The organism is Pseudobacter ginsenosidimutans (assembly GCF_007970185.1).
Lineage (GTDB): Bacteria > Bacteroidota > Bacteroidia > Chitinophagales > Chitinophagaceae > Pseudobacter > Pseudobacter ginsenosidimutans.
Genome location: NZ_CP042431.1, coordinates 4,737,428 through 4,757,419, shown reverse-complemented (window position 1 = coordinate 4,757,419; position 19,992 = coordinate 4,737,428). Strand labels below are relative to the sequence as shown.

16 protein-coding genes are annotated in these 19,992 nt (G+C 47.2%); 4 read left to right on the top strand and 12 right to left on the bottom strand.

Features of this window, described 5'->3' with window-relative positions:
* Positions 1–10 precede the first annotated feature (10 nt).
* The 7 genes from FSB84_RS18750 to FSB84_RS18720 form a co-directional block, all read right to left on the bottom strand.
* The gene (locus FSB84_RS18750) at positions 11–1,384 is read right to left on the bottom strand and encodes a RagB/SusD family nutrient uptake outer membrane protein (RefSeq protein WP_158644000.1); all 1,374 of its coding nucleotides are present in this window, start codon (positions 1,382–1,384) and stop codon (positions 11–13) included.
* Between the two features lie 84 nt (positions 1,385–1,468).
* Positions 1,469–4,867, bottom strand: a complete 3,399-nt coding sequence (locus tag FSB84_RS18745) for a SusC/RagA family TonB-linked outer membrane protein (protein WP_158643999.1) — start codon at positions 4,865–4,867, stop codon at positions 1,469–1,471.
* 333 nt (positions 4,868–5,200) lie between these two features.
* On the bottom strand, positions 5,201–6,424 hold the full coding sequence (locus FSB84_RS18740; protein WP_130539433.1) for a FecR family protein: 1,224 nt from the start codon (positions 6,422–6,424) through the stop codon (positions 5,201–5,203).
* Positions 6,425–6,487: 63 nt separating this feature from the next.
* A complete protein-coding gene (locus tag FSB84_RS18735; RefSeq protein WP_158643998.1) occupies positions 6,488–7,075 on the bottom strand; it encodes an RNA polymerase sigma factor in 588 nt (195 codons plus the stop codon).
* A 123-nt stretch (positions 7,076–7,198) separates the two neighbouring features.
* Positions 7,199–8,557 (bottom strand): RIP metalloprotease RseP, encoded by a 1,359-nt coding sequence (rseP, locus tag FSB84_RS18730; RefSeq protein ID WP_130539431.1) that lies wholly within the window; start codon positions 8,555–8,557, stop codon positions 7,199–7,201.
* Between the two features lie 170 nt (positions 8,558–8,727).
* A complete protein-coding gene (locus FSB84_RS18725) occupies positions 8,728–9,897 on the bottom strand; it encodes a 1-deoxy-D-xylulose-5-phosphate reductoisomerase (protein WP_130539430.1) in 1,170 nt (389 codons plus the stop codon).
* A 44-nt stretch (positions 9,898–9,941) separates the two neighbouring features.
* A complete protein-coding gene (locus FSB84_RS18720) occupies positions 9,942–11,438 on the bottom strand; it encodes a GH3 auxin-responsive promoter family protein (protein WP_130539429.1) in 1,497 nt (498 codons plus the stop codon).
* A 328-nt stretch (positions 11,439–11,766) separates the two neighbouring features.
* Between FSB84_RS18720 and rplU the strand changes: the two genes are divergently transcribed.
* The 3 genes from rplU to FSB84_RS30820 all read left to right on the top strand — a co-directional run bounded on the left by rplU (position 11,767) and on the right by FSB84_RS30820 (position 12,723).
* A complete protein-coding gene (gene rplU / locus FSB84_RS18715) occupies positions 11,767–12,069 on the top strand; it encodes a 50S ribosomal protein L21 (RefSeq protein ID WP_127124513.1) in 303 nt (100 codons plus the stop codon).
* Positions 12,070–12,178: 109 nt separating this feature from the next.
* Positions 12,179–12,436: a 50S ribosomal protein L27 gene (gene rpmA, locus FSB84_RS18710; RefSeq protein ID WP_127124514.1), complete on the top strand. Its 258-nt coding sequence runs from the start codon at positions 12,179–12,181 to the stop codon at positions 12,434–12,436.
* A gap of 116 nt (positions 12,437–12,552) precedes the next feature.
* Positions 12,553–12,723, top strand: a complete 171-nt coding sequence (locus FSB84_RS30820) for a hypothetical protein (protein WP_165434884.1) — start codon at positions 12,553–12,555, stop codon at positions 12,721–12,723.
* Between the two features lie 90 nt (positions 12,724–12,813).
* Here the strand turns inward: FSB84_RS30820 and FSB84_RS31460 are convergent, their stop codons facing one another.
* A complete protein-coding gene (locus FSB84_RS31460) occupies positions 12,814–12,945 on the bottom strand; it encodes a hypothetical protein (protein WP_262713762.1) in 132 nt (43 codons plus the stop codon).
* Positions 12,946–13,030: 85 nt separating this feature from the next.
* Between FSB84_RS31460 and FSB84_RS18705 the strand changes: the two genes are divergently transcribed.
* Positions 13,031–14,713: a helix-hairpin-helix domain-containing protein gene (locus FSB84_RS18705; RefSeq protein ID WP_130539428.1), complete on the top strand. Its 1,683-nt coding sequence runs from the start codon at positions 13,031–13,033 to the stop codon at positions 14,711–14,713.
* Between the two features lie 197 nt (positions 14,714–14,910).
* On the opposite strand, the gene FSB84_RS18700 is transcribed toward FSB84_RS18705, so the two are convergent.
* The 4 genes from FSB84_RS18700 to mazG all read right to left on the bottom strand — a co-directional run bounded on the left by FSB84_RS18700 (position 14,911) and on the right by mazG (position 19,985).
* Positions 14,911–15,183, bottom strand: a complete 273-nt coding sequence (locus FSB84_RS18700; protein WP_130539427.1) for a DUF1028 domain-containing protein — start codon at positions 15,181–15,183, stop codon at positions 14,911–14,913.
* Entirely contained in the window at positions 15,177–15,416 is a 240-nt protein-coding gene (locus FSB84_RS18695) for a hypothetical protein (RefSeq protein WP_147122262.1), read from the bottom strand. The genes FSB84_RS18700 and FSB84_RS18695 overlap by 7 nt, the downstream gene beginning before the upstream one ends.
* A 139-nt stretch (positions 15,417–15,555) precedes the next feature.
* Positions 15,556–19,206, bottom strand: coding sequence for a sensor histidine kinase (locus tag FSB84_RS18690; RefSeq protein WP_147122260.1), 3,651 nt, complete (start codon positions 19,204–19,206; stop codon positions 15,556–15,558).
* Positions 19,203–19,985, bottom strand: a complete 783-nt coding sequence (mazG, locus tag FSB84_RS18685) for a nucleoside triphosphate pyrophosphohydrolase (RefSeq protein ID WP_130539424.1) — start codon at positions 19,983–19,985, stop codon at positions 19,203–19,205. The genes FSB84_RS18690 and mazG overlap by 4 nt, the downstream gene beginning before the upstream one ends.
* Positions 19,986–19,992: the final 7 nt, after the last annotated feature.

The following is a 19,992-nucleotide window of genomic DNA, read 5'->3' as shown; positions in this document are numbered from 1 at the left end:
GTACAGCCGGTTACCTTGAATTGTATTCAGGATTCTGCGACAGGTTCGCATTCAGTCTTATTTCTCCGGCCGGAATGGGATAGAGAAACTGATAGTCGCCCCACCAGGGTTGCTTGTAGGGAATGGCAGATAATACATCGTGGGCTTTACCTGTTCTTTTTAGGTCGAACCAGCGATGGCTCCATTCTGCAAATAATTCCACCCGACGTTCATGGGCAATGGCTTGGGTGACCTGTGGTATTGTAAGCAGATCATCCAGCTCATCCACATCGGCTCTTTTTCTCAATACATTCAGGTCGTCGATGGCGTCTGCCTTGTTTGCAGGAGATAGCAGCAGTCTGGCTTCTGCCCTGATAAGGTACATTTCTGCCAGGCGCATCACGGTATAGTATTCCGGTTGTCCGGAACGCTTGTATTTGGCAGCAATGAGCTGCTGGTTCAGCGTTTCCGTCCATTTTATTTTTCGCTGATCATTTATTTCGAAGGCATCGAGCAATGGCTGGCTGATGATATAGTTTGGCATCAGGCCTGTTACGAGATGCAGCAAATAGGCCTCCGGATGTGAGTTGTTTAGTACAAAAGCCTTTTGTTCCTGTGATGGTTTCAATTGAAAGATACACTCTTTGCTTGCGGGTGTGAACACATTATTCAAATCAGGTTCTATTGAGAACAGGGAAGCCTGATCGATCACAGCTGTGGCACTAATGATCGCTGGCTGGTACTCTCCCGTGTAGAGGTATACCCTGCTCAGCAGTGCTTCAGCGAACCATTTAGTGATCCGCACTCTTTCCGTATTGTGCAGCTTGTAATCATCGTTCAGCAATGACTTTGCTCTGACAAGATCGGTTTTGATCTGCTCATACACTTTTGCCACAGCCGACCGGGGCTGGACTGCATTCTTCCGGTAATCGGAATTGATCAGCAACGGCACATCTCCAAAAAAGTTTACCAGGTAGAAATAAGTGAATGCACGGATGGCAAGGGCTTCTCCTGTCAACTGTTTTCTGACGCTATCGGTAAGCGCTATTGCGGTTGATGCTTCGATGCCTTCGATCAGTGCATTGGCATCGAAGATGATCCTATATGCACTGATCCAGATAGCGTCTGTTCTGGCTCCTGAAGCAATGGTGAGTTTATTCTGCATCGCATTCGTTTCCGGCGTACCGGCACGGCTTACTCCCGGTACCATTTCGTCAGCTGACAGGGCTCCCTGAATAGTGGAAAGACCAGCCGCAAAATTGACATTTGCTCCCTCTTCGATGAATACATAATCAGTACCATTGATCATCTTGGAATAGATACCCGCCATTGCCCACTCCGCCTGTTTGTTATCGGCAAATAGTTCCTCTGTGGTAACGGAATTGATCGGAGGTGCAATATCCAACAGCTTTTTGCACGCAGTTAAAAAAAGGCAGAGAGCCACGGTATATATCGATTTTGAAAAAAGTTTCATGCTCATACTTCTTATTTAGAAATTGAATGACAACCTGGTGGTAATAGTTCTGGAACGCGGGATGGCCGAACTCAGTTTTTGCATATCGGGGTTGATATCCTTATAGGGCGAGAAGATGAAAAGGTTTCCTGTTTGAACCGCCAGTGAAGCTCCTTTCATTTTAATACGGTTGAGCCAGGTGGCAGGCAACTCCCAGGATACGGAAAGCGTATTCATTCGTACAAACGACCGGTTCACCCAGGCTGCATCGGAATTTTCGATGGGGCCCAGCAAGGAAGGCATGGTGGTATACCTGGGATAGATAGCCTGATCTCCCGGTTTTTTCCAATGGTTGTTTTTGATGGCGTCCGGTACCACGGAATTGAATCTCCCTCCGGGAACAATCAGCAGATAAGGATCCAGCCCCAGTTTGTTCTCGAAATCGAAGAAAGATGACAACATAAGGCTTTTCCATCTGAGGTTGATGCCAAAGCCACCCTGGTATTTCACTTCCTGCTCCACTTCAATATAACGGTCATCAATAGCCTCCTGTGGGAATTGATTGCTGCCTCTGTACACTTTCCCGTCTTTATTCCTGTCTTCAAAAGTATAGTACCCCGTCATGGGATCAATGCCGGTGTATCTGAGTAAATACATGGTGGAGGTGGAGGAACCTACTCTTAATCTTCCTTTGTACACAGAATTTTCGAGACTGGGAAAATCAACCAGCTTGTTCCAATTCCTGCCGATATTGAAAGAAAGGCTGAGCCCCCAATCCTTTGAATTTATCAGATTTGCGCTCAGGTTGAATTCGATACCACTGTTGCGCACCTGGGCATCTCTGTTTTCCAATGCAGCACCAAAACCTGTCATAAACGGCATATCAACATTTGTCAGTTGATCTTTCGACAACTCGCTGTACCAGGTCATGTCCAGCATGAGTTTATTCTGGAGAAATCCCAGTGAAGCTGTGATGTCAGACTTCAAATTGGTTTCCCATCGGAAATCCTGGTTCAGCGGTCTGATCACATGAAAGGCATTGACGTTATTGTAGGCAAGCATACCGTTTGCTCCTCCAAGTACCAGAAGATTCGACCATCTCGACAAATATTCATAATCACCAATATTGTCGGAACCTGTTTTGCCGTAGCTGGCACTGAACTTTACAAGGTTCATCCAGGAGGGCATTAGTTTTTTAAGCCATCCTTCTTCCGATGCTACCCAGGCAAAACCAGCAGATCCGAAGCTCCCGAATTGTTTGCCGGGGCCAAAACGGGAAGATCCATCCCTTCTCCCCACGAGGTTGATACTATATTTATTGTCCCAATCATACCTGATTGTTGCTACAGCAAAAACATTCTTATACTCACCATAGTTCTCCTGGAAATCTTTCAGGCTGGCATACATATAGCTCTTCATCATTTCATCACTGGGAAAAAGACTGGCGGTAACTGTTTCACTACGGGTGGTTACAGATTGCATATTGGTAATGAGCTGTACAGACAGGTTGCCTCTTCCCAGATAAGTATTGTAGCGTAATTGCGGTTCAACCGTCCAGCTTTTGTTCAGGGTTTTACCAAAGAAGGCCATTGAATAGTTTCCTGGGTAAAGGGGGTCGCTGGCAGCCGCGGGTGTATAATCGCCATTTTCGTTCTGGGAATAGTTGTAGCCTGCTCTTGCTGAAAGGGTCAATCCCTTCAGCAATTCGTAACTAACATTGATATGACTTGCCAATGAAAAGGTTTTACTGTCACTCGGCTTTTTAAGACCACCGAATGGAAATTCACTCATGTACTGTCCCCTGTAGGGTTCAAAATTGAATTCTCCCTTTTCATCATACGCATCCGGTGCATTCGGGGGTAACGATTGCAGATCGTTGATGGCATAAGCTTTCACACGTGTAATGGCCATGTTATTTCCGATGGTCATGTTGAACCGGCGGTTTGCACTGGTATGATTTAAACTGGAGTTGAATGAGCCCCGCTGGTTCTTTCCATCGAGGTTCATGGGTTCTTTTATTGTGCTGTAGGTGGCAGACAGGAAATAGTTAGTCTGCAGCGAACCGCCGCTCAGTCTTGCATTGATATCGGTAGTACTTCCGGTGCCGGCTGCCCAGCGTTGCCAGTCGGTATATTTGGTACTGTCCCATTTCATAACATCAGGTGCATTATAGATATCCGGGGTAATTCCGTCATTCATGAGTGCTTCTCTTCTGACGGCCAGGTATTCCGGTGTATTGAGTAGAGTATTGTATTTCTGCACATAACTCAATCCGTTACTGACAGACATATTGAAACTGGCCGGTCCTTTCTGGGCTTTTTTGGTAGTGATGAGAATCACGCCATTCGCACCCCGTGAACCATAAATGGCAGTGGCATTGGCATCTTTGAGAACATCGATTCTTTCAATATCTCTCGGATTGATGCTTAGCAATGGGTTCTCTCCATATGTTTTTGTAAAGCCCCCCTGCACAGCTCCCAGAGAGGTAGGAAACCTTCCGAAATAAGGGGAAATATTCAGTGTAGTCCAGGGAATTCCGTCAACCACATACAGCGGATCCGTACTGGTAGTTTCATTGATAGAGTTTTTCCCTCTTATGATTACCTGTACAGGTGCAGCGCGATTACCCGAGATGGGTGTAACACTCACTCCCGGCACTTTACCTGCCAGTACCTCAAGGGCATTGAATACTGGTTGTTTTTCTATGTCCTCCGCTTTGATTGTACCAATCGTTCCAATGGCCAGTTTTCTACTGGTTCTCGAATAAGCAGTAGTTACCGCTTCATCCAGTATATTATCTGCGAGCGAGAGCGTGATCACATATTCCGATGCAGTCACTTTTCTCACACTACCGGTTTTCAACAAATAAGAAGTGCCTGTTTCGAGAGCGGCCAGTCGTTTTATCGATACTTCCACCGGATTAAATCCTATCGAGGTGATGAGGATGGAAGCCGTATCGGACAAATTCGATAAGGAGAATTGCCCGGCACTGCTGGAAATGGTTCCCGCCCTTCGGCCTTTGATGGTAACGGAAGCACCTGCTACCGGTTCACCAGTACCTGCAGCAATCAGCCTCACAGAAATATCCATCGAAGGCGACAGGTTCAAAATATCTTTCAGAACAGGCGCCGTTATCTGCTTCCTCGACAGTGTAATGGTTTTGGTATTGTCAAAAACCAGAAAGCCAAGCGGCTGATCTTTGAATACCGTTTTCAAAAAATCCTTCAGTGGCATTTGGCGAACGGAAACCGATACTGGCTTTGTGTTTTCCAGCAGGTCCATATTGTACACCACCATGAAGCCCGTTTGTTTTTCGATTACATTGAACAGCTGGTCCAGTGCAAAGTTTTTGCCGGATACCGTAATGGTTTGCGCTACCGGTTTAGCAGAAACAGCAAAGGAAGCCACTAAAAGATAAAATGCGAGCAGTCTCATAATTCTCCTGGTTTGTACCGGAAGCAGCAGTAGCCTTCCGGAATTTTCCTTTCCCTTCATCCCCCATCCTGGTATCGATTGCAGGAGGACGCAGCAATGGAAAGTAAAAGCAGTTTTTTGCATACTTTTGTTGCAGTTTGGTTAGAAAAAAACTTATCAATCGAGTTTAGCATCAACCCAAACATCGCCGCTACGGGGCCTAATCCGTGGCGGTTTTGTTTTTGATGGGCAGCATGCATTCAGACGAGCCCGTGTATACGGTTCATCACTGACAGTTAACTGTTCAAGTTTACCAGGAAAGGAGAAATGGAATAACAGTATAGGATAATGAAATCAGGGAAGTACAACAAGGCGACGACCTTCTTCCATCCTGAATCTGACTTCAGAGGCTTCCAGTATTTTCAGTAATTCATCGAGATTAAGGTTCCTGCTCATTTTTCCGCCGAAACGGATATTGGGAATTTCTTTTTCATACACCACTTTTATATCGTACCACCTTTCAAGCTGCCGCATCACTTCTTCCAGCCTTGTACCATTGAAGTTGAAGATGCCATCCTTCCAGGCGGTAATTTTTCCGGTATCTACATTATCCACTACGAGTATCTTTTCCGGTTGAGTATTGGCTCCGGCCTGAGTAGTGATGCGCGCCAGTTGTGCCGGTTGCAATACAACCCTGTTGCCGCCTGGCTTTAGTGTACCTGACAATGCAGACACGGCAATCGATCCATCGATCAGCGTAGTATTTACAGCCACTTCATTTTCATAAGCATTCACATTGAAACTGGTACCAAGCACTTCGATAGCTGCACGACCACCAATGCTTACATAAAATGGTTTCCTGGCATCTTTCGCTACTTCGAAATATGCTTCACCGCTTATTTCCACCTTCCTTTCATTGTCTGCGAATATTGTCGGGTAACGGAGACTACTAGCCGCATTCAGCCAAACTTTGGTTCCATCGGGAAGCAATAAAGAGAATTGTCTTCCTTTGGGGGTAGACATTGTATTGAAAGTAACAGTTACGGAGGTTTGTTCAGCTGGCTGATAAGCAAGCTCTCCGTTTTTGAGTACTACTGCTGCACCATTCTGTGTACCGATCAATCCATTGTTCAATGAATCGAGTACCAGTTGTGAACCATCGGAAAGGGTTAGCACCGCGCCATTTTTTCCGGGAGGCAGATCCAGCGGATACTGTACCAGTGCAGGTTGCTGATGCTCCTCTTTCCTGTTCATCAATAAGGCAATGGCCGTAATGCCTGCCAACAGTATAAGTACAGCCGCAGCCACCCTGCCCCAGCGTTGCAGGAAAGATATTTTGCGAACAGGAGCCGGCAGATTATTGCCTGCCCTGAAAATAGCTTCCAGCATGGCGTTGAATGTACTATCTGAAATATCCTGCAACGGTTTTTCTTCCGCCAGTTGCCCGTCGATCAGGTTCCTGATCGCTTCTTCATTACCGGCATCTTCCAGCATGGAAAGCAACACCGCTTTCTCTGCAGCGGTTGCCGTTTGCGACTGACATTTTCCGAATAGTTCAATCAGTTTATCTGTGGTCATAACAATAGCTTCAATACTATTGTCTCCAAAAATTCAGCAGTGGGGAGGGTGAAATGAAAAAAATTATTTGATGCCGATCAGAAGCATGGCGATAGCAGCAGGCAAGCGACTGAGGCAATAGGCGCGTACATTTTTTACAGCAGCCTCGAGATGAAATTTTACGGTTTCGGGGGAGATATTCAATTCGGCTGCTACTTCCGCTCTTTTCTTTCCTTCCTCGCGAATAAGCCGCCAGGTTTGTTGCTGCCTGGGAGGCAGGCTGTTCACAGCTTCATGCAATAATGCGCTGTATTCTTTATCGAGTATCCTGTCTTCCTCCAGGAAATGAGCGGCCTCTTCAACCTCTTCGTTCAATTCCACTACATTCTCTTTCAGCGACTGCCGGAAAGCCGTGTAAATGGTGTTGCGTGCTACGCGATTCAGCCAGGCTGGGAAATTATCCAGCTCCGGTAAACCTGCTGCATTCAGCCATACTTTCAGAAATACATCCTGCAGCACTTCTTCTGCCAGCACGCGGCGGTGTACCAGCCGCAATGCAGTGGTATAGATGTTTTCGCGATAGCGTTTCACCAGTTCTGCAAAAGCCAGTTCATCTCTTCGTGAGATCTGAAGAAGCAATTGTTGTTCTGCGTATGATTGATAAATAGACAAAGGAGTACAGTTAGTTGACGGCTGCAGGCTGCAAACTATGTTAATTCCATAACAGCACAAAAGGCGGCGCAAATAAAAACCCGCACATTGGCGGGTTTTAGCAGAAATTAATATCGTGGAATGTTATCCTTTTCCTGTGATCGTTCTCCAGATATCCAGACCGAACGCGTAAGCCATCAAAGCCAGCAGCAGCACCATGCCCACCATCTGTGCATACTCCAGGAATTTCTCGCCAGGCTTTCTGCCGGTAACCATTTCATAGAGTGTGAACATCACGTGACCACCATCCAGCGCAGGGATCGGCAGGATATTCATAAAGGCCAGCACCATACTCAGCAAAGCAGTCATGGTCCAAAACCTTTCCCAATCCCACTGATCGGCAAACATATTACCGATACTGATAAAGCTGCCGAGCGATTCGCTGGCTTTCACTTCATCGGAAGTAAAGAGGAGTTTGAAATTCTTTACATTCATGCTTAGCGTTTCCCAACCCTTATGGATACCCGCAGGGATAGAAGCGAAGAAACCATATTTCTGATCGAATGCGCCTGCCTGTTTGTAAATATCGGTATTGAAACCAACGGAAGCGTTGCTGTCTGTTTTAGCACGCACTTCAACGGTGTCGGCTCCACGAAGAACGGTCATGCTGATCTCCTGGTTCTTCAGCTCCTTTTTGGATTTGAGGAACTCATCGAAATAGGTAACAGCTGTACCGTTCAGGGCAATGATCTTGTCTCCTTTCACGAGGCTGTCCTGAGTGAAGTTGGTCACTGCTCTCACAACAGTGTCCACAATGGGATATACCCTGGGTTCAACCAGTTGCGCCTTGCGCTTGATCAGGCTATTGATAGTTCCTTTGGGAACAGGGATATCCATTTTCTGACCATCACGCTCTACCTGCAAAACCTGTGCTTCATCAAGGATCACATCTTTGGTGAGGGAGAAGAAATCGTCTACAGGTCGGCCATCGATGCTCAGGATCCTGTCTCCGCTCTTCAATCCTGCTTTCTCACTGATCACATTGGTGGCAACACCATGCGGCAGATTGGCCATGGGCAATTTTCTTTCGCCCCAAACGAACAGAATCATCGCGAAGAGCAGGAAGCCGAGGATCACGTTCACGGTTACACCGCCGATCATGATGATCAGTCGCTGCCAGGCTGGTTTGCTGCGGAACTCCCAGGGCTGTGGCTCCTGTTTCATTTGCTCTTTGTCCATGCTCTCATCGATCATACCGGAGATCTTCACATAACCACCCAGTGGCAACCAGCCGATCCCGTAAACGGTATCACCAATTTTCTTTTTAACGATGGAAAAGTAAGGATCGAAGAAGAGGTAGAACTTTTCAACTCTGCACTTAAACCATTTGGCCGGGAGAAAATGGCCCATCTCGTGAAGCACTACCAGGATGGACAAACACAATAGTAACTGTACCGCCTTAATGCCTACTACTGCCCAATCGATTGCTAACAATGTTATCATATGAATCAGAATCCTGTTGTAAATTTTTAAGTGAATAATTCCAGGTTTTCAATGTACGATTAAAAATGCTGAAATCATTATATATCAGCGTTCCAGGCCCGCCGTTGATATAAATTCCCAATTTATTAACGGAGCTCAAACAGTTCCGGTTCCGGCAGATGGCCTGAAAATCAAAGCTTAATTGCCGAAGCGGCGAAATTACGGGCCTCCGCATCACTCTCAAAATATTCTTCCAGTGTGGGATGCTCTATGAATGGGATCGCCTCCATGGTTTTCTCTATCAGGTCCGTCATGTCCAGGAATCCGATCCTGTTGCGCAGGAAAGCATACACCGCAATTTCATTGGCCGCATTCAGCACGCAGGGAAGATTACCTCCCTTGAAAAGCGCATCGGTGGCCAGCGTGAGATTGCGGAATGTTTTCACATCCGGCTCTTCGAAGCTCAGCTGTGAAGGTTTGCGGAAATCATATCTTGGAAAATCGTTCGGGATCCGGCCGGGGAATGCCATCGCATACTGGATAGGCAGCTTCATATCGGGCAGGCCCATCTGCGCTTTGATGCTGCCGTCTTCAAACATCACCATGCTATGGATGATGCTTTGCGGATGCACCAGCACTTCTATCTGCTCAGGCTTCAGATTGAACAGCCATTTGGCTTCGATCATTTCCAGTCCCTTGTTCATGAGGGTAGCGGAATCGATAGTGATCTTCGCTCCCATATTCCAGTTAGGATGCTGCAGTGCGTGATCGCGCTTCACGTTCACGAGGTAATTCGGCTTCTTCCCCAGGAAGGGACCGCCCGAAGCAGTGAGCACGATCTTCTCGATGCGGTTGCGTGTTTCGCCTACCAGGCATTGAAAGATGGCGGAATGCTCTGAGTCCACCGGTATCACAGGCGCGCGGTGCTCCACGGCTTTTTGCATCACGATATCTCCTGCCACTACCAGGGTTTCTTTATTGGCAAGTGCAATCGCCTTGCCGATCTCCAAAGCTTTGAGCGTTGGACGAAGGCCGGCAAAACCAACGATGGCGGCCAGCATCATATCATAACAATCCATCGCAGCCACTTCTTCCAGAGCCTGTTCGCCTGCAAACACTTTCACGTCTGTAGCGGCCAGCGCTGCTTTCACTTTGGCATATTTCTTATCGTCGCCGATAACAACAATATTAGGATGGAACTGCAATGCCTGCCTCACCAGCAGTTCATCATTGCTGTGGGCAGTCAGCACTTCGGCAGTGAATTTGTCGGGATTGGCCGCAATCACTTCCAAAGCCTGAGTTCCGATAGAACCTGTGGATCCGAATAAAGCAATACGTTTCTGAGGAAAACTGTTTGACATGTTTTAAATAGAATTGGTCAATCGTCTGATGAAAATTCAATCGCTTATTCAATGAACTGCTCGAGTGCAGTGGCGATCCTACGGTCGTTGCTTAAACGGGGCACTTTGTTCTGTCCTCCCAGCTTGCCGATGGATTTCATGTAATCGATGAAACCATTTTTCTTCACAGAACGGATATGAAGCGGTAAAAGTATGTTACCTGTGATCAGATCGTTGTAATAAATATTCTTCTGACGAAGATAGCTGTCCACCCTGTTGGCGAAGCCACTCAGGTCAGCCGGCGCATTCTCGAATTCGATGAACCACTCGTGATAGCTCTTTCCTTTGCCTTGCTGAACAAATGGCGCCACGGTGAACTCGGTGATATGCACACCTACTTCTTCCGCTGCCTTGATGAGACTGTATTCCACTTCTTCACCGATCACGTGCTCACCAAATGCGGAGATGAAATGTTTGGTCCTTCCGGTTACCACCAACCGATAAGGGTTGGTTGATACAAACTTCACGGTATCTCCGATATTGTAACCCCAGAGGCCAGCATTGCTGTTCACGATCAGGGCGTAGTTCTCTCCCACTTTTACATCTTTCAGGCTCAGCCTGGTTGGATTGGGTGAGAAGATCTCTCCTGCCGGAACAAATTCAAAGAAGATGCCGCTATTGGTATTGAGCAGTAATCCTTCTGCATGCTGGCTGTCCTGGAAAGCAAAGAACCCTTCGGAAGCGGGGAATGTTTCCACTGCCGCGATCTTCTGCCCGATGCTCTCGAACAATTTCTGGCGATATGGTTCAAAATTCACGCCACCATGCACCATCACGGAGAAATTGGGGAAGATCTCTTTTATCTTTTTCCCATTGCTGCGCTCCATCAGGCGATCGAAATACATCTGCATCCATGGTGGAATGCCACTGATGAGCGTCATATCCTGTTTGATGGTTTCCTCCACAATTTTATCGAGCTTGGTTTCCCAGTCCTCGATGCAATTGGTTTCGTAGGAAGGCAGCTGGTTGCGGCGGAGATAGCTGGGCACGTGATGGTTCACGATGCCGCTAAGCCTGCCGGTGGGAATGCCTCCCAGTCTTTCCAGCTCGGGTGAACCGGAGAGGAAGATCATTTTCCCGTTGGTGAACTGGCTGTTGCCGCTCTCTGCGATATAGCAGAGCAGGGCATTACGCGCCGAGTTGATATGATTGGAGATCGATTCTTTGGAGATGGGGATATATTTCACCCCGCTGGTGGTGCCGGAAGTTTTGGCAAGATAGATGGGCTTGCCTTTCCAGAGCACATTGTGTTTGCCTTCCTTGATCTTTTCGATATAAGGCTTGAACTGTTCGTAATCGCGGATGGGTACGGCCTGGATGAACTCTTCGTATACGGAAACCTGTTGCAGGTTATGGTCTTTGCCGAATTCGGTCAGTTTAACCGTTTTGAGAAGTTCTTTAAAGATATTCTCCTGATCTTCCACTGCCGTGTGCATTCCCTTCCTGATACCTTTATATATGTAGTGGGCAAATGGTTTTGCCAGTAAAGATTTGATCTGCATAAGTCCCAATCAACGTTAAAAAACAAACCTACGTCAATTCATTAAATGAAACAAAGGTTTGCGGGTCGAGTTTACATGATTTGAAAATCAGGGTGATGATGATGCAACTTTGTGAAGTTGAACAACATCTTTGTAGTACGATCTGAATGGATCGTCCCTTTTTATTCCCATCCTGACCGAAAACAAAACTATACTGAAACGGGCCTGATAATCAATTTATTGTGTTACTATTGATGATCGGGCCCGGATTATTTGAAAAAAACTATCTCTAAATCCTTCACAATCTGTTACAAAACCCTACCTTTGCACTCCTAATTTTTGGAAACCTATGTTCGCAGTTGTTAAAATCGCAGGCCAGCAATTCAAGGTTCAGAAGGACCAGACTTTATATGTTCCGCGCGTAAGTGGAAACTCTGGAGACAATGTGTCTTTCGCTGAAGTATTGCTGACAGATTCCGATGGAAATGTATCCGTGGGCGGTAATGTAAAGGCTACCGTTAAAGCCGAGATCCTGGAGCAAGTACAGGGAGATAAGGTGATCGCCTTCAAAATGAAAAGAAGGAAGGGCTTCCGCAAGAAGCATGGTCATCGCACTCAGTATACCAAGATCAAAGTAACTGAAATCGCATAAGCCAACGGTGATTATCACACGGAGTTGTTCATGCAATACATGAGCAAGCCTTGTGATGAGCCTGAAGCTCCTGACAATCCAGATTTAAAAATTCTCAAACTCTTTTATCATGGCACATAAAAAAGGGGAAGGTAGCGTAAAGAATGGTCGTGACTCACAAAGCAAACGCCTTGGCGTTAAGATCTTCGGTGGTCAACCTGCTATCTCCGGTAACATCATCGTTCGTCAACGCGGTACTCAATACCATCCTGGAAAAAATGTTGGTGTTGGTAAAGACTTCACACTTTTCGCACTTAGCGACGGTGTTGTAGAATTCAGAAAGACGAAGGAAGATAAGACTGTAGTGAGCGTTGTAGCGATGTCTTAGGACATGCCATAGCGCTTTTTTGTCATTTTTTGTGAAATTTTTTTTGGTGGTTTGAAATTAGTTTATACTTTTACCTTAGAAAGTTTCTATTTACTAACCGTTAAATTCACAAAAACATGGCAACTAAGAAAGCTGCAAAAAAAGCCGCTCCAAAGAAAGCCGCTAAGAAAGCTGCTCCTAAAAAAGCTGCAAAGAAAGCTGCACCTAAGAAAGCTGCAAAGAAAGCCGCTAAGAAAGCTGCTCCTAAAAAAGCCGCTAAGAAAGCTGCAAAGAAGGCTGCTAAGTAATCCTTTGGAACGCAGAACATATCAAGTCCCGGAGTTTCTTCGGGACTTTTTCTTTGTATATACTCCTGAAACCTGCGCTAGTTCTGGCTTTCAGCCCACTCCTTCCCGGCCTCCGGTCCGGATCAGGTCCACCTCATCTTCACCATCTACCCTTATCAATCCATTCCCCCACTTGTATTCCCTGCATTCGCAGCATCGGTTACGCAGTAATATTGATCTCACTACCTTCGCATTCCAATCACGTCATTCCATCATTATCCTCTCCTACTTAGCAGAGTACCATCTCCGTTTATTATTTTGTTGCATCATGACAATCGACAATTACTATATCGCCGACCAGTTCTCCCTGCTTGCAAAACTGATGGACATCCATGGAGAGAACAGTTTCAAAGCAAAATCCTATTCCACTGCCGCCTTTACCATCGAAAAATTGCCACAACAACTGTCAGATATACCCGCAGATAAGCTGAGCTCCATAAAAGGCATCGGAGATTCCGCTGCAAAGAAGATCATCGAGATCCTGCAGACAGGAGAGCTGAGTGTATTGCATGAGATCATCGCCAAAACACCTCCGGGTGTTATCGAGATGCTCAACATTAAGGGCCTCGGTCCCAAAAAGATCGCTACAGTGTGGAAGGAAATGGGGATCGAATCTCTTGGAGAGCTGCTCTATGCCTGTAACGAAAACCGTCTGACCCTTTATAAAGGTTTTGGTGAGAAAACACAGAAGAACGTTCAGGATGCGATAGAATTTTATTTCCGTAACCAGGGCAGTCATCTTTATGCGGAGATCGAAACCTATGCGATGAATGTACAACAACTGCTCTCCGCCCAGTTCCAGGAACAACAGTTTGCGCATACCGGTTCCTTCCGCCGCCAACTGGAGATCATCGATGAACTGGCATGGGTAACCACTGCCACTAACGCTGTTCTGCAACCGTTCTTTGAAGCGAATAATTATTCCACTGTAAACTCAACAGAAAATACACTTACCGTAAAAGGAGCCGAAAATATTCCGCTGAAATTCTACCTGGCAAGGCCTGACAATTTCTTTGCCACGCTTTTCAGCACCAGCAGCAGCGAAGATTTCAGTCAGGCATGGCAATCCCTTCCCGGCGCACTGGAATCTGCCACACAGACCTTTGCTTCCGAAGAAGCCATCTTTGAATCAGTGAAACTTCCCTGGATCGAGCCGGCATTGCGGGAAACCGCAGCAATCCTGCATTCCCCAGGCAATGGCCAGTTGATCCAGCCAACCGATATCAAAGGCATCATCCATAGCCATAGCAAATGGAGTGATGGTTCCAACACACTGGAAGAAATGGCCAGGGCCTGCATCGCGCTCAGCTATGAATACCTCGTGATCAGCGACCACAGCAAGAGCGCCTTCTATGCCAACGGCCTAACGGAAGAGCGTATCCGCGCGCAGCACCAGGAGATAGATGAGCTCAATGCCAAACTCGCACCCTTCCGTATTTTCAAAAGCATCGAATGCGATATCCTCAACGATGGCTCCCTGGATTATGCAGACAATATCCTTTCCACTTTTGACCTGGTGATTGCTTCAGTGCACTCCAATCTTAAAATGACGGAAGAGAAAGCAATGATGCGCCTCCTTAACGCCATCAAAAATCCTTACACCACTATCCTCGGACATATGACGGGAAGATTATTGCTCAGCCGTCCTGGCTACCCCGTTAACCACCAGCAGATCATCGAAGCCTGTGCAGAACACCAGGTGGTGCTGGAGATCAACGCACACCCTCGCAGGCTGGACATCGACTGGCGTTTCATCAATGCGGCCATGCAACAGAATGTATTACTCTCGGTAGACCCCGACGCGCATACTATTGACGGCTATGCTGATTGCAGGTTTGGCGTGCTGGCTGCACAAAAAGGAGGATTGACGAAAGAAATGAACCTGAGCAGCTTCAGTAGAACGGAACTGGAGAATTACCTGGCAGCGAGAAAAACAAAGTTTGCCCTATAATATCCCTGAAAAAAAATATAAGCTCAATTACCCGCTTTGTTATTGATCTTCCACTGATCATACTTCCGGCGCTGTTCATCAACAGCATGGATCCTGTCATCTGTTCCATACACTACCAGGTTTAACCAGTGTTTGTCTACATCATCTGGTTTACATACTGTAAGAAATGCGCTGGAAGCTTTTCGTTCTCCGCATCTTTAATCGCCACCTGCCTTTGCTCCTGCTTCCATGGCCAGGATCAAAATTTCCTGCAATGGCAGTGAATCCTTCATTGCCTTCGATGCGGCATCAAAGACAACCTGCAGCACTTCCTGACCAGCCAGTCTATTTCCCTGCACAGAAATTCCATTACCAGTCAACGAACCTTTACTATCAAAAGTATTTGTTCCCGTATAAGTCAAAGGCTTTTCAATTTCATCGAGCGTAAGTATCGCATATTCCCCACACTTCATAGTCTGTAATGTTACCATTCCACAGGAATGACGCCCCCACTCTCCTCTCTCCCAAGATCTGTGAACACTGTTGCAGGCGCCAAGCGGAGTTCCTCAAAGCTGCCGCCCCAGTTGCCGCCCTCCAGCGGTTGAGCAAAGCGGATATACGCAATACTGGCCTTCGAAACAAAAGCTCCAAAGCCCATTCCTGCACTACCGCCCACCGTCCAACAAAAGCCCAAATAAAATCCAACTGCGCTGGTTTGTTTCACAGCCAGTATTGCGCATATCCCTTTGCGATAGCAACCTCAGGACGTCCTCAACACCGGCAGCTTCACAAAAAACACTGTTCCTTCGCCTTCAACAGTGCTGAACCAGATCTCCCCCTCGCCTGTTCAACGATGCCTTTGCTCATGGCAAGCCCCAGGCCAGTTCCGGAAGATTTCGTAGTAAAATTAGGTGTGAAAATTTTGACCTGGTTTGTTCAGGAATGCCTTCGCCATTATCGGAAATACTCACGATGATATGATCGTCCTCCAGTTCCTCGTGCATGCGAACGATCCGAAGATCATGACTGGAAGCGGCTTCCAGCGCATTCTGCATCAGGTTCGTGAACAAGCGGTTGAGTTGCGTTTTATCTGCAAACACCATCACTTTGGACGATACAGGTTCCCAGGCAAAATCCAGGTTTTCTGTAGCAGTATAGAGAGAAGATAAAGAATATAAAAGTTCATGCAGGTCGAACACTTCATTTCTCGGATTGCCGATATTGGCAAACTGCGAGAAGTCGGACGCGATCTTGCTCAGGTGATCGATCTGTTCAATCAGTGTGCGGGCCACATTGCCCGTCATGGTTTTTACATCAGGGGAATTATTGTCGATGGCTTTCTGCAGGTACTGGATGCTCAGCTTCATGGGCGTGAGCGGGTTTTTGATCTCGTGCGCCACTTGTCTTGCCATTTGTCTCCAGGCGCCTTCACGTTCGCTCTTCGCGAGTGCATCGGCGCTCTCTTCCAGTTTCTGCACCATCTTGTTGTATTCCTTCACCAGTACACCGATCTCATCGTTGCGTTTCCATTCGATCTCCTGGTTCACCTGGCGCAGGTTGATATCACGCATCTTCTGGGTGATGATGGTGAAGCTCGATGTGATCCGGTTGGTGATGAACACCGCGATAGCGCCGGATATGAGGAAGATAAAAGCATTCAGTGTAATGATGGTCACCAGGAAATTGGAGATCTCCTGTTTAAGCTCACCCTGTGTGCTGTAAGACGGGATATTGAGATAAGCCACGGCATTTCCCGATTCATCACGTACGGGGCTGTAAATACTCAGGTAATTGATCTTGCCTACCTGCTCATCCGTTACAGCCTGCACCTGATGCAGGTTATTGAGCCTGAAGTAAGCCAGTGGGTTCATTTTTTCGCTCAATACTCCCCGGTAGTATATATCGGCATGCGAGCTCACTTTAAGATCGCCGAGTGTATCGTATAGGTTTACATCGGTGCCATGGATCTCGGAGATCTCTCCCATGAGGTCTTTCATCTCATCATTGAAGCCGGGCTCGTACAGCATTACACCGTCGTTGAAGATGGCATGGTCCACGATCTTCTTCTTTACTTCATTGCCCATGATCTGGATGGCGCGTGAAAGCCTGTCCTGGTTATTACGATGATACCTGTTCACAAAGAACAGGATGGTAGCGATACCGATCACCACAAAGGAGAGCAGGCTCACACTGATGATGGTGCTATGGATCTGTGAACGGATGCTGAGCTGCCAGCTTTGTTTGATAGCTGACCATTGCAGGCGGCTCTTGATCAGCAGGCTCACCAGACGATAGGAAGCCATCAGGAAAAGGAAGGTACTGAACAGGTAGGCAAACAGTGTGATCGCTTCCATGAAGGAACTGTTCTTCTGCGCAATCACCACTACCTTGTCTGGCAGGCCGCGATACCAGAGCTCTTCATAGTCGCCGCGACTCACTACCCGGAACTCATCGCGCGAGATCTGACCGGGTTGCAGTTCTGTCGGGAATGGATAGTCGTTGTAATGATTCACCAGCCGCAGCGAGTCATAGATACCATAAGAATACACTGTGCTGTATTCCGGCACCAGTTCCCTGGATTGCTTGAACAGTTCCGGGATCAATGCATCGCTCTTATATCTTTTTGGGTCGGAGAGGATGAAGAAATAACCGATAGTGCTGTCGTTCGCATCGCGCACTTCCTTGCGGAAGATATAGGAATACTTGTCGAAGCTTCGTTCAAAATAAGCCATATCGGGAATGGACGTAGGCTTACCCTGGATCCGGAAAATAGTATTGAGCGTATCGAAGGAGCCGGGGTCTGAATTGAATAGCGGCGCAGTCTCTTTATTGAAAGTATATACCTTGGTATCGTACTTGTTGAGATAGGCTGTGAAATTGGTTTTCACGATACTGTCCTTCAACATTGCATTGCTCTGCCGGTCTTCAAAACGATGGAAGTTCGGGGCCAGGAAATTGTTATCGAGATAGGCCATGGCGATGCTCAGCAGTCTTTCACCGGAGGGGTCGGCCTGCATCGTGAGCTTTTCTGCAAATCGCTTGCGCTGTTCAAATTCGATCTTCCTGTTTTCAAAAATGATCACAGCGGAGATCGACGATGAAAAGATAGCGAGCCAGAACAATACTTCTGAAATATTCAGCCTGAGGTTGAGTCCGGCGAAGATCTTCAGTTGCATCAGCCACACAAATACCACCAGCCAGGGCAGCACAAACAGATTCAGCTCCACGATGGAATTGTTACGGTTGAAACTGAGCAGCAGCAATCCTATAAAACCGGTAATGATAAAAGTGATATAGTTTCTGTCGCCTACCAGTCGTCCCGCGATAGTGAGCAGGATCTGGGATAAAAAGAAAAAGCTCAGGGCCAGTGTGGCGAGGATCACAAACCCGATGAAGCTGTATTGTGTAAGACTGAAGAAATTGGTTACGTTGAAAGAGATCTGCGCATCGGCAACCAGGCTCTGTACAATGCCTGCGAAAGTAAAGGTGAAGATCACTTGTGCTGTAAGGATCACGCAGAGCAGTAGCCAGTTCTTCCAGGGCTCGCTATACGGATGGATGCGCGATGTATCGAACCGGCGGTTGATGAACACGATGATCCAGGTAAAGAGCAAAGAGTTGATCAGCAGGTCGCCCAGGGAGCTCAATACAAAACTTGATCCGTAGATAGCCGGGTCAAAGAGCTCGAACTGCCGGAGGTCCAGTACATCCGGGAAATAGTAAGTGCCTAACCGAAGCAACACAATGGAGCCGATAAGGAACAGTACACCATACCAGAGCCCATACATTTCACGCACACGGTCGGCCAGCTGGTGCAGGTAGAGAAAGAGGAAAAAGAAACCGATGGCTACCAATGCGATGCTCCAGTTGCTGTGTTCCAGCTGATGTACGCTGATGCGTTGCAGGTAGAGCAATACTTGTCCATTGAGATCACTCACCGGGAATTCGGTAATGGAATTGGCTATATCCACTCTGCGAACAGCATCGGGTGCATCGGCAAATTCCTTGCGCAGGTTTTCGTTTTCTACAAAATATTTGTACAATACAGGGATCAGCGCTTCTACTGAATAATTCTTACCATCGTCCAGCTTCATCAGTTTCACCACATGGATATACACGCCATTGTTGAGGCGAACCACCAGCGTTGTGTCTTTATGCTGGGGAACGGCGGGCGGAACAGCTATTTGCGTATTCCAGAATTTGAGTTGTGGTTCAACGAATGCTTCGCGGCGGAAGATGAAAATACCATAACCTTTTCGGGTATCCAGCACCGTTTGAAGGGTATCTTCTGTATAAGCGCGGTCCGCGAGTGAACTGAGGAGGTGCACATCGGCTATGAGCTTATTGAAATCTTTCTCTTTTTCCTGAATTTTCTTTTCGATCTGGCGGGCATAGTAGCGGGCCGCCGTATTATCGATCACATATTTATTGAGGATGAAAGCCGCGGCAAAGAGTGCGATGGCCGCCAGCAGGTATACATTCTTTAATAGCCAGTTGCTTACCAGTTGCTTCAAATGCCGCGATTTTGTTTTTTAATGAGGTCCCAGATGGCATCCATTTCAGCCAGGGACATTTCATTAAGGCTTTTTCCCTGCTCCATGGCTATGGCTTCCATTTTGGTGAAACGCGCCATGAACTTCTTATTGGTCCTTTCCAGCGCATTTTCGGCATCTATCCGCAAAAACCGTGCGTAATTGATAAGACTGAACAGGAGGTCGCCGAATTCCTCCTCCATCTTACCCTGATCGTCCAGCGCCAGGGCCTCTTTCAGCTCTGCCGTTTCTTCTTCCACTTTTTCCCAGACCTGTTCTTTGTTATCCCATTCAAAGCCCACCTGTTTGGCTTTTTCCTGGATCCGGGTGGCTTTCACCACAGCGGGAAGCGAAACGGGCACTCCGCTGAAAACAGACTTCTTTCCTTCTTTGAGCTTCAGTTTCTCCCAGTTCTGTTTTACTTCTTCCTCGTCTTTTACGGTGATATCGCCGTAGATATGGGGATGGCGGCTGATCAGTTTTTCACAAATACCATTGAGCGCTTCTTCCAGGGTGAACTGGTTCTGTTCTGCGCCGATCCTGGCATAGAACACCATATGCAGCATCAGGTCTCCTATCTCCTCTTTGATGCCTTTCCAGTCTTTGTCTGTAATAGCATCGGCCAGTTCATAGGTTTCTTCGATAGTCATCTGGCGAAGGGTCTGTTCGGTCTGCTTCCTGTCCCAGGGACATTTCACCCTGAGATCGTCCATGATATTCACCAGCCTCATGAATGCTAATGCAACAGGTTCCTTTTCCATGCTATGA

Excerpts from the sequence above, each read along its gene's own strand:
- FSB84_RS18745 (WP_158643999.1), bottom strand. The coding sequence starts at position 4,867 with ATGAGACTGCTCGCATTTTATCTTTTAGTGGCTTCCTTTGCTGTTTCT.
- FSB84_RS18740 (WP_130539433.1), bottom strand. The coding sequence starts at position 6,424 with ATGACCACAGATAAACTGATTGAACTATTCGGAAAATGTCAGTCGCAA.
- rseP (WP_130539431.1), bottom strand. The coding sequence starts at position 8,557 with ATGATAACATTGTTAGCAATCGATTGGGCAGTAGTAGGCATTAAGGCG.
- FSB84_RS18725 (WP_130539430.1), bottom strand. The coding sequence starts at position 9,897 with ATGTCAAACAGTTTTCCTCAGAAACGTATTGCTTTATTCGGATCCACA.
- FSB84_RS18720 (WP_130539429.1), bottom strand. The coding sequence starts at position 11,438 with ATGCAGATCAAATCTTTACTGGCAAAACCATTTGCCCACTACATATAT.
- rplU (WP_127124513.1), top strand. The coding sequence starts at position 11,767 with ATGTTCGCAGTTGTTAAAATCGCAGGCCAGCAATTCAAGGTTCAGAAG.
- rpmA (WP_127124514.1), top strand. The coding sequence starts at position 12,179 with ATGGCACATAAAAAAGGGGAAGGTAGCGTAAAGAATGGTCGTGACTCA.
- FSB84_RS30820 (WP_165434884.1), top strand. The coding sequence starts at position 12,553 with ATGGCAACTAAGAAAGCTGCAAAAAAAGCCGCTCCAAAGAAAGCCGCT.
- FSB84_RS18705 (WP_130539428.1), top strand. The coding sequence starts at position 13,031 with ATGACAATCGACAATTACTATATCGCCGACCAGTTCTCCCTGCTTGCA.
- FSB84_RS18700 (WP_130539427.1), bottom strand. The coding sequence starts at position 15,183 with ATGGTAACATTACAGACTATGAAGTGTGGGGAATATGCGATACTTACG.
- mazG (WP_130539424.1), bottom strand. The coding sequence starts at position 19,985 with ATGGAAAAGGAACCTGTTGCATTAGCATTCATGAGGCTGGTGAATATC.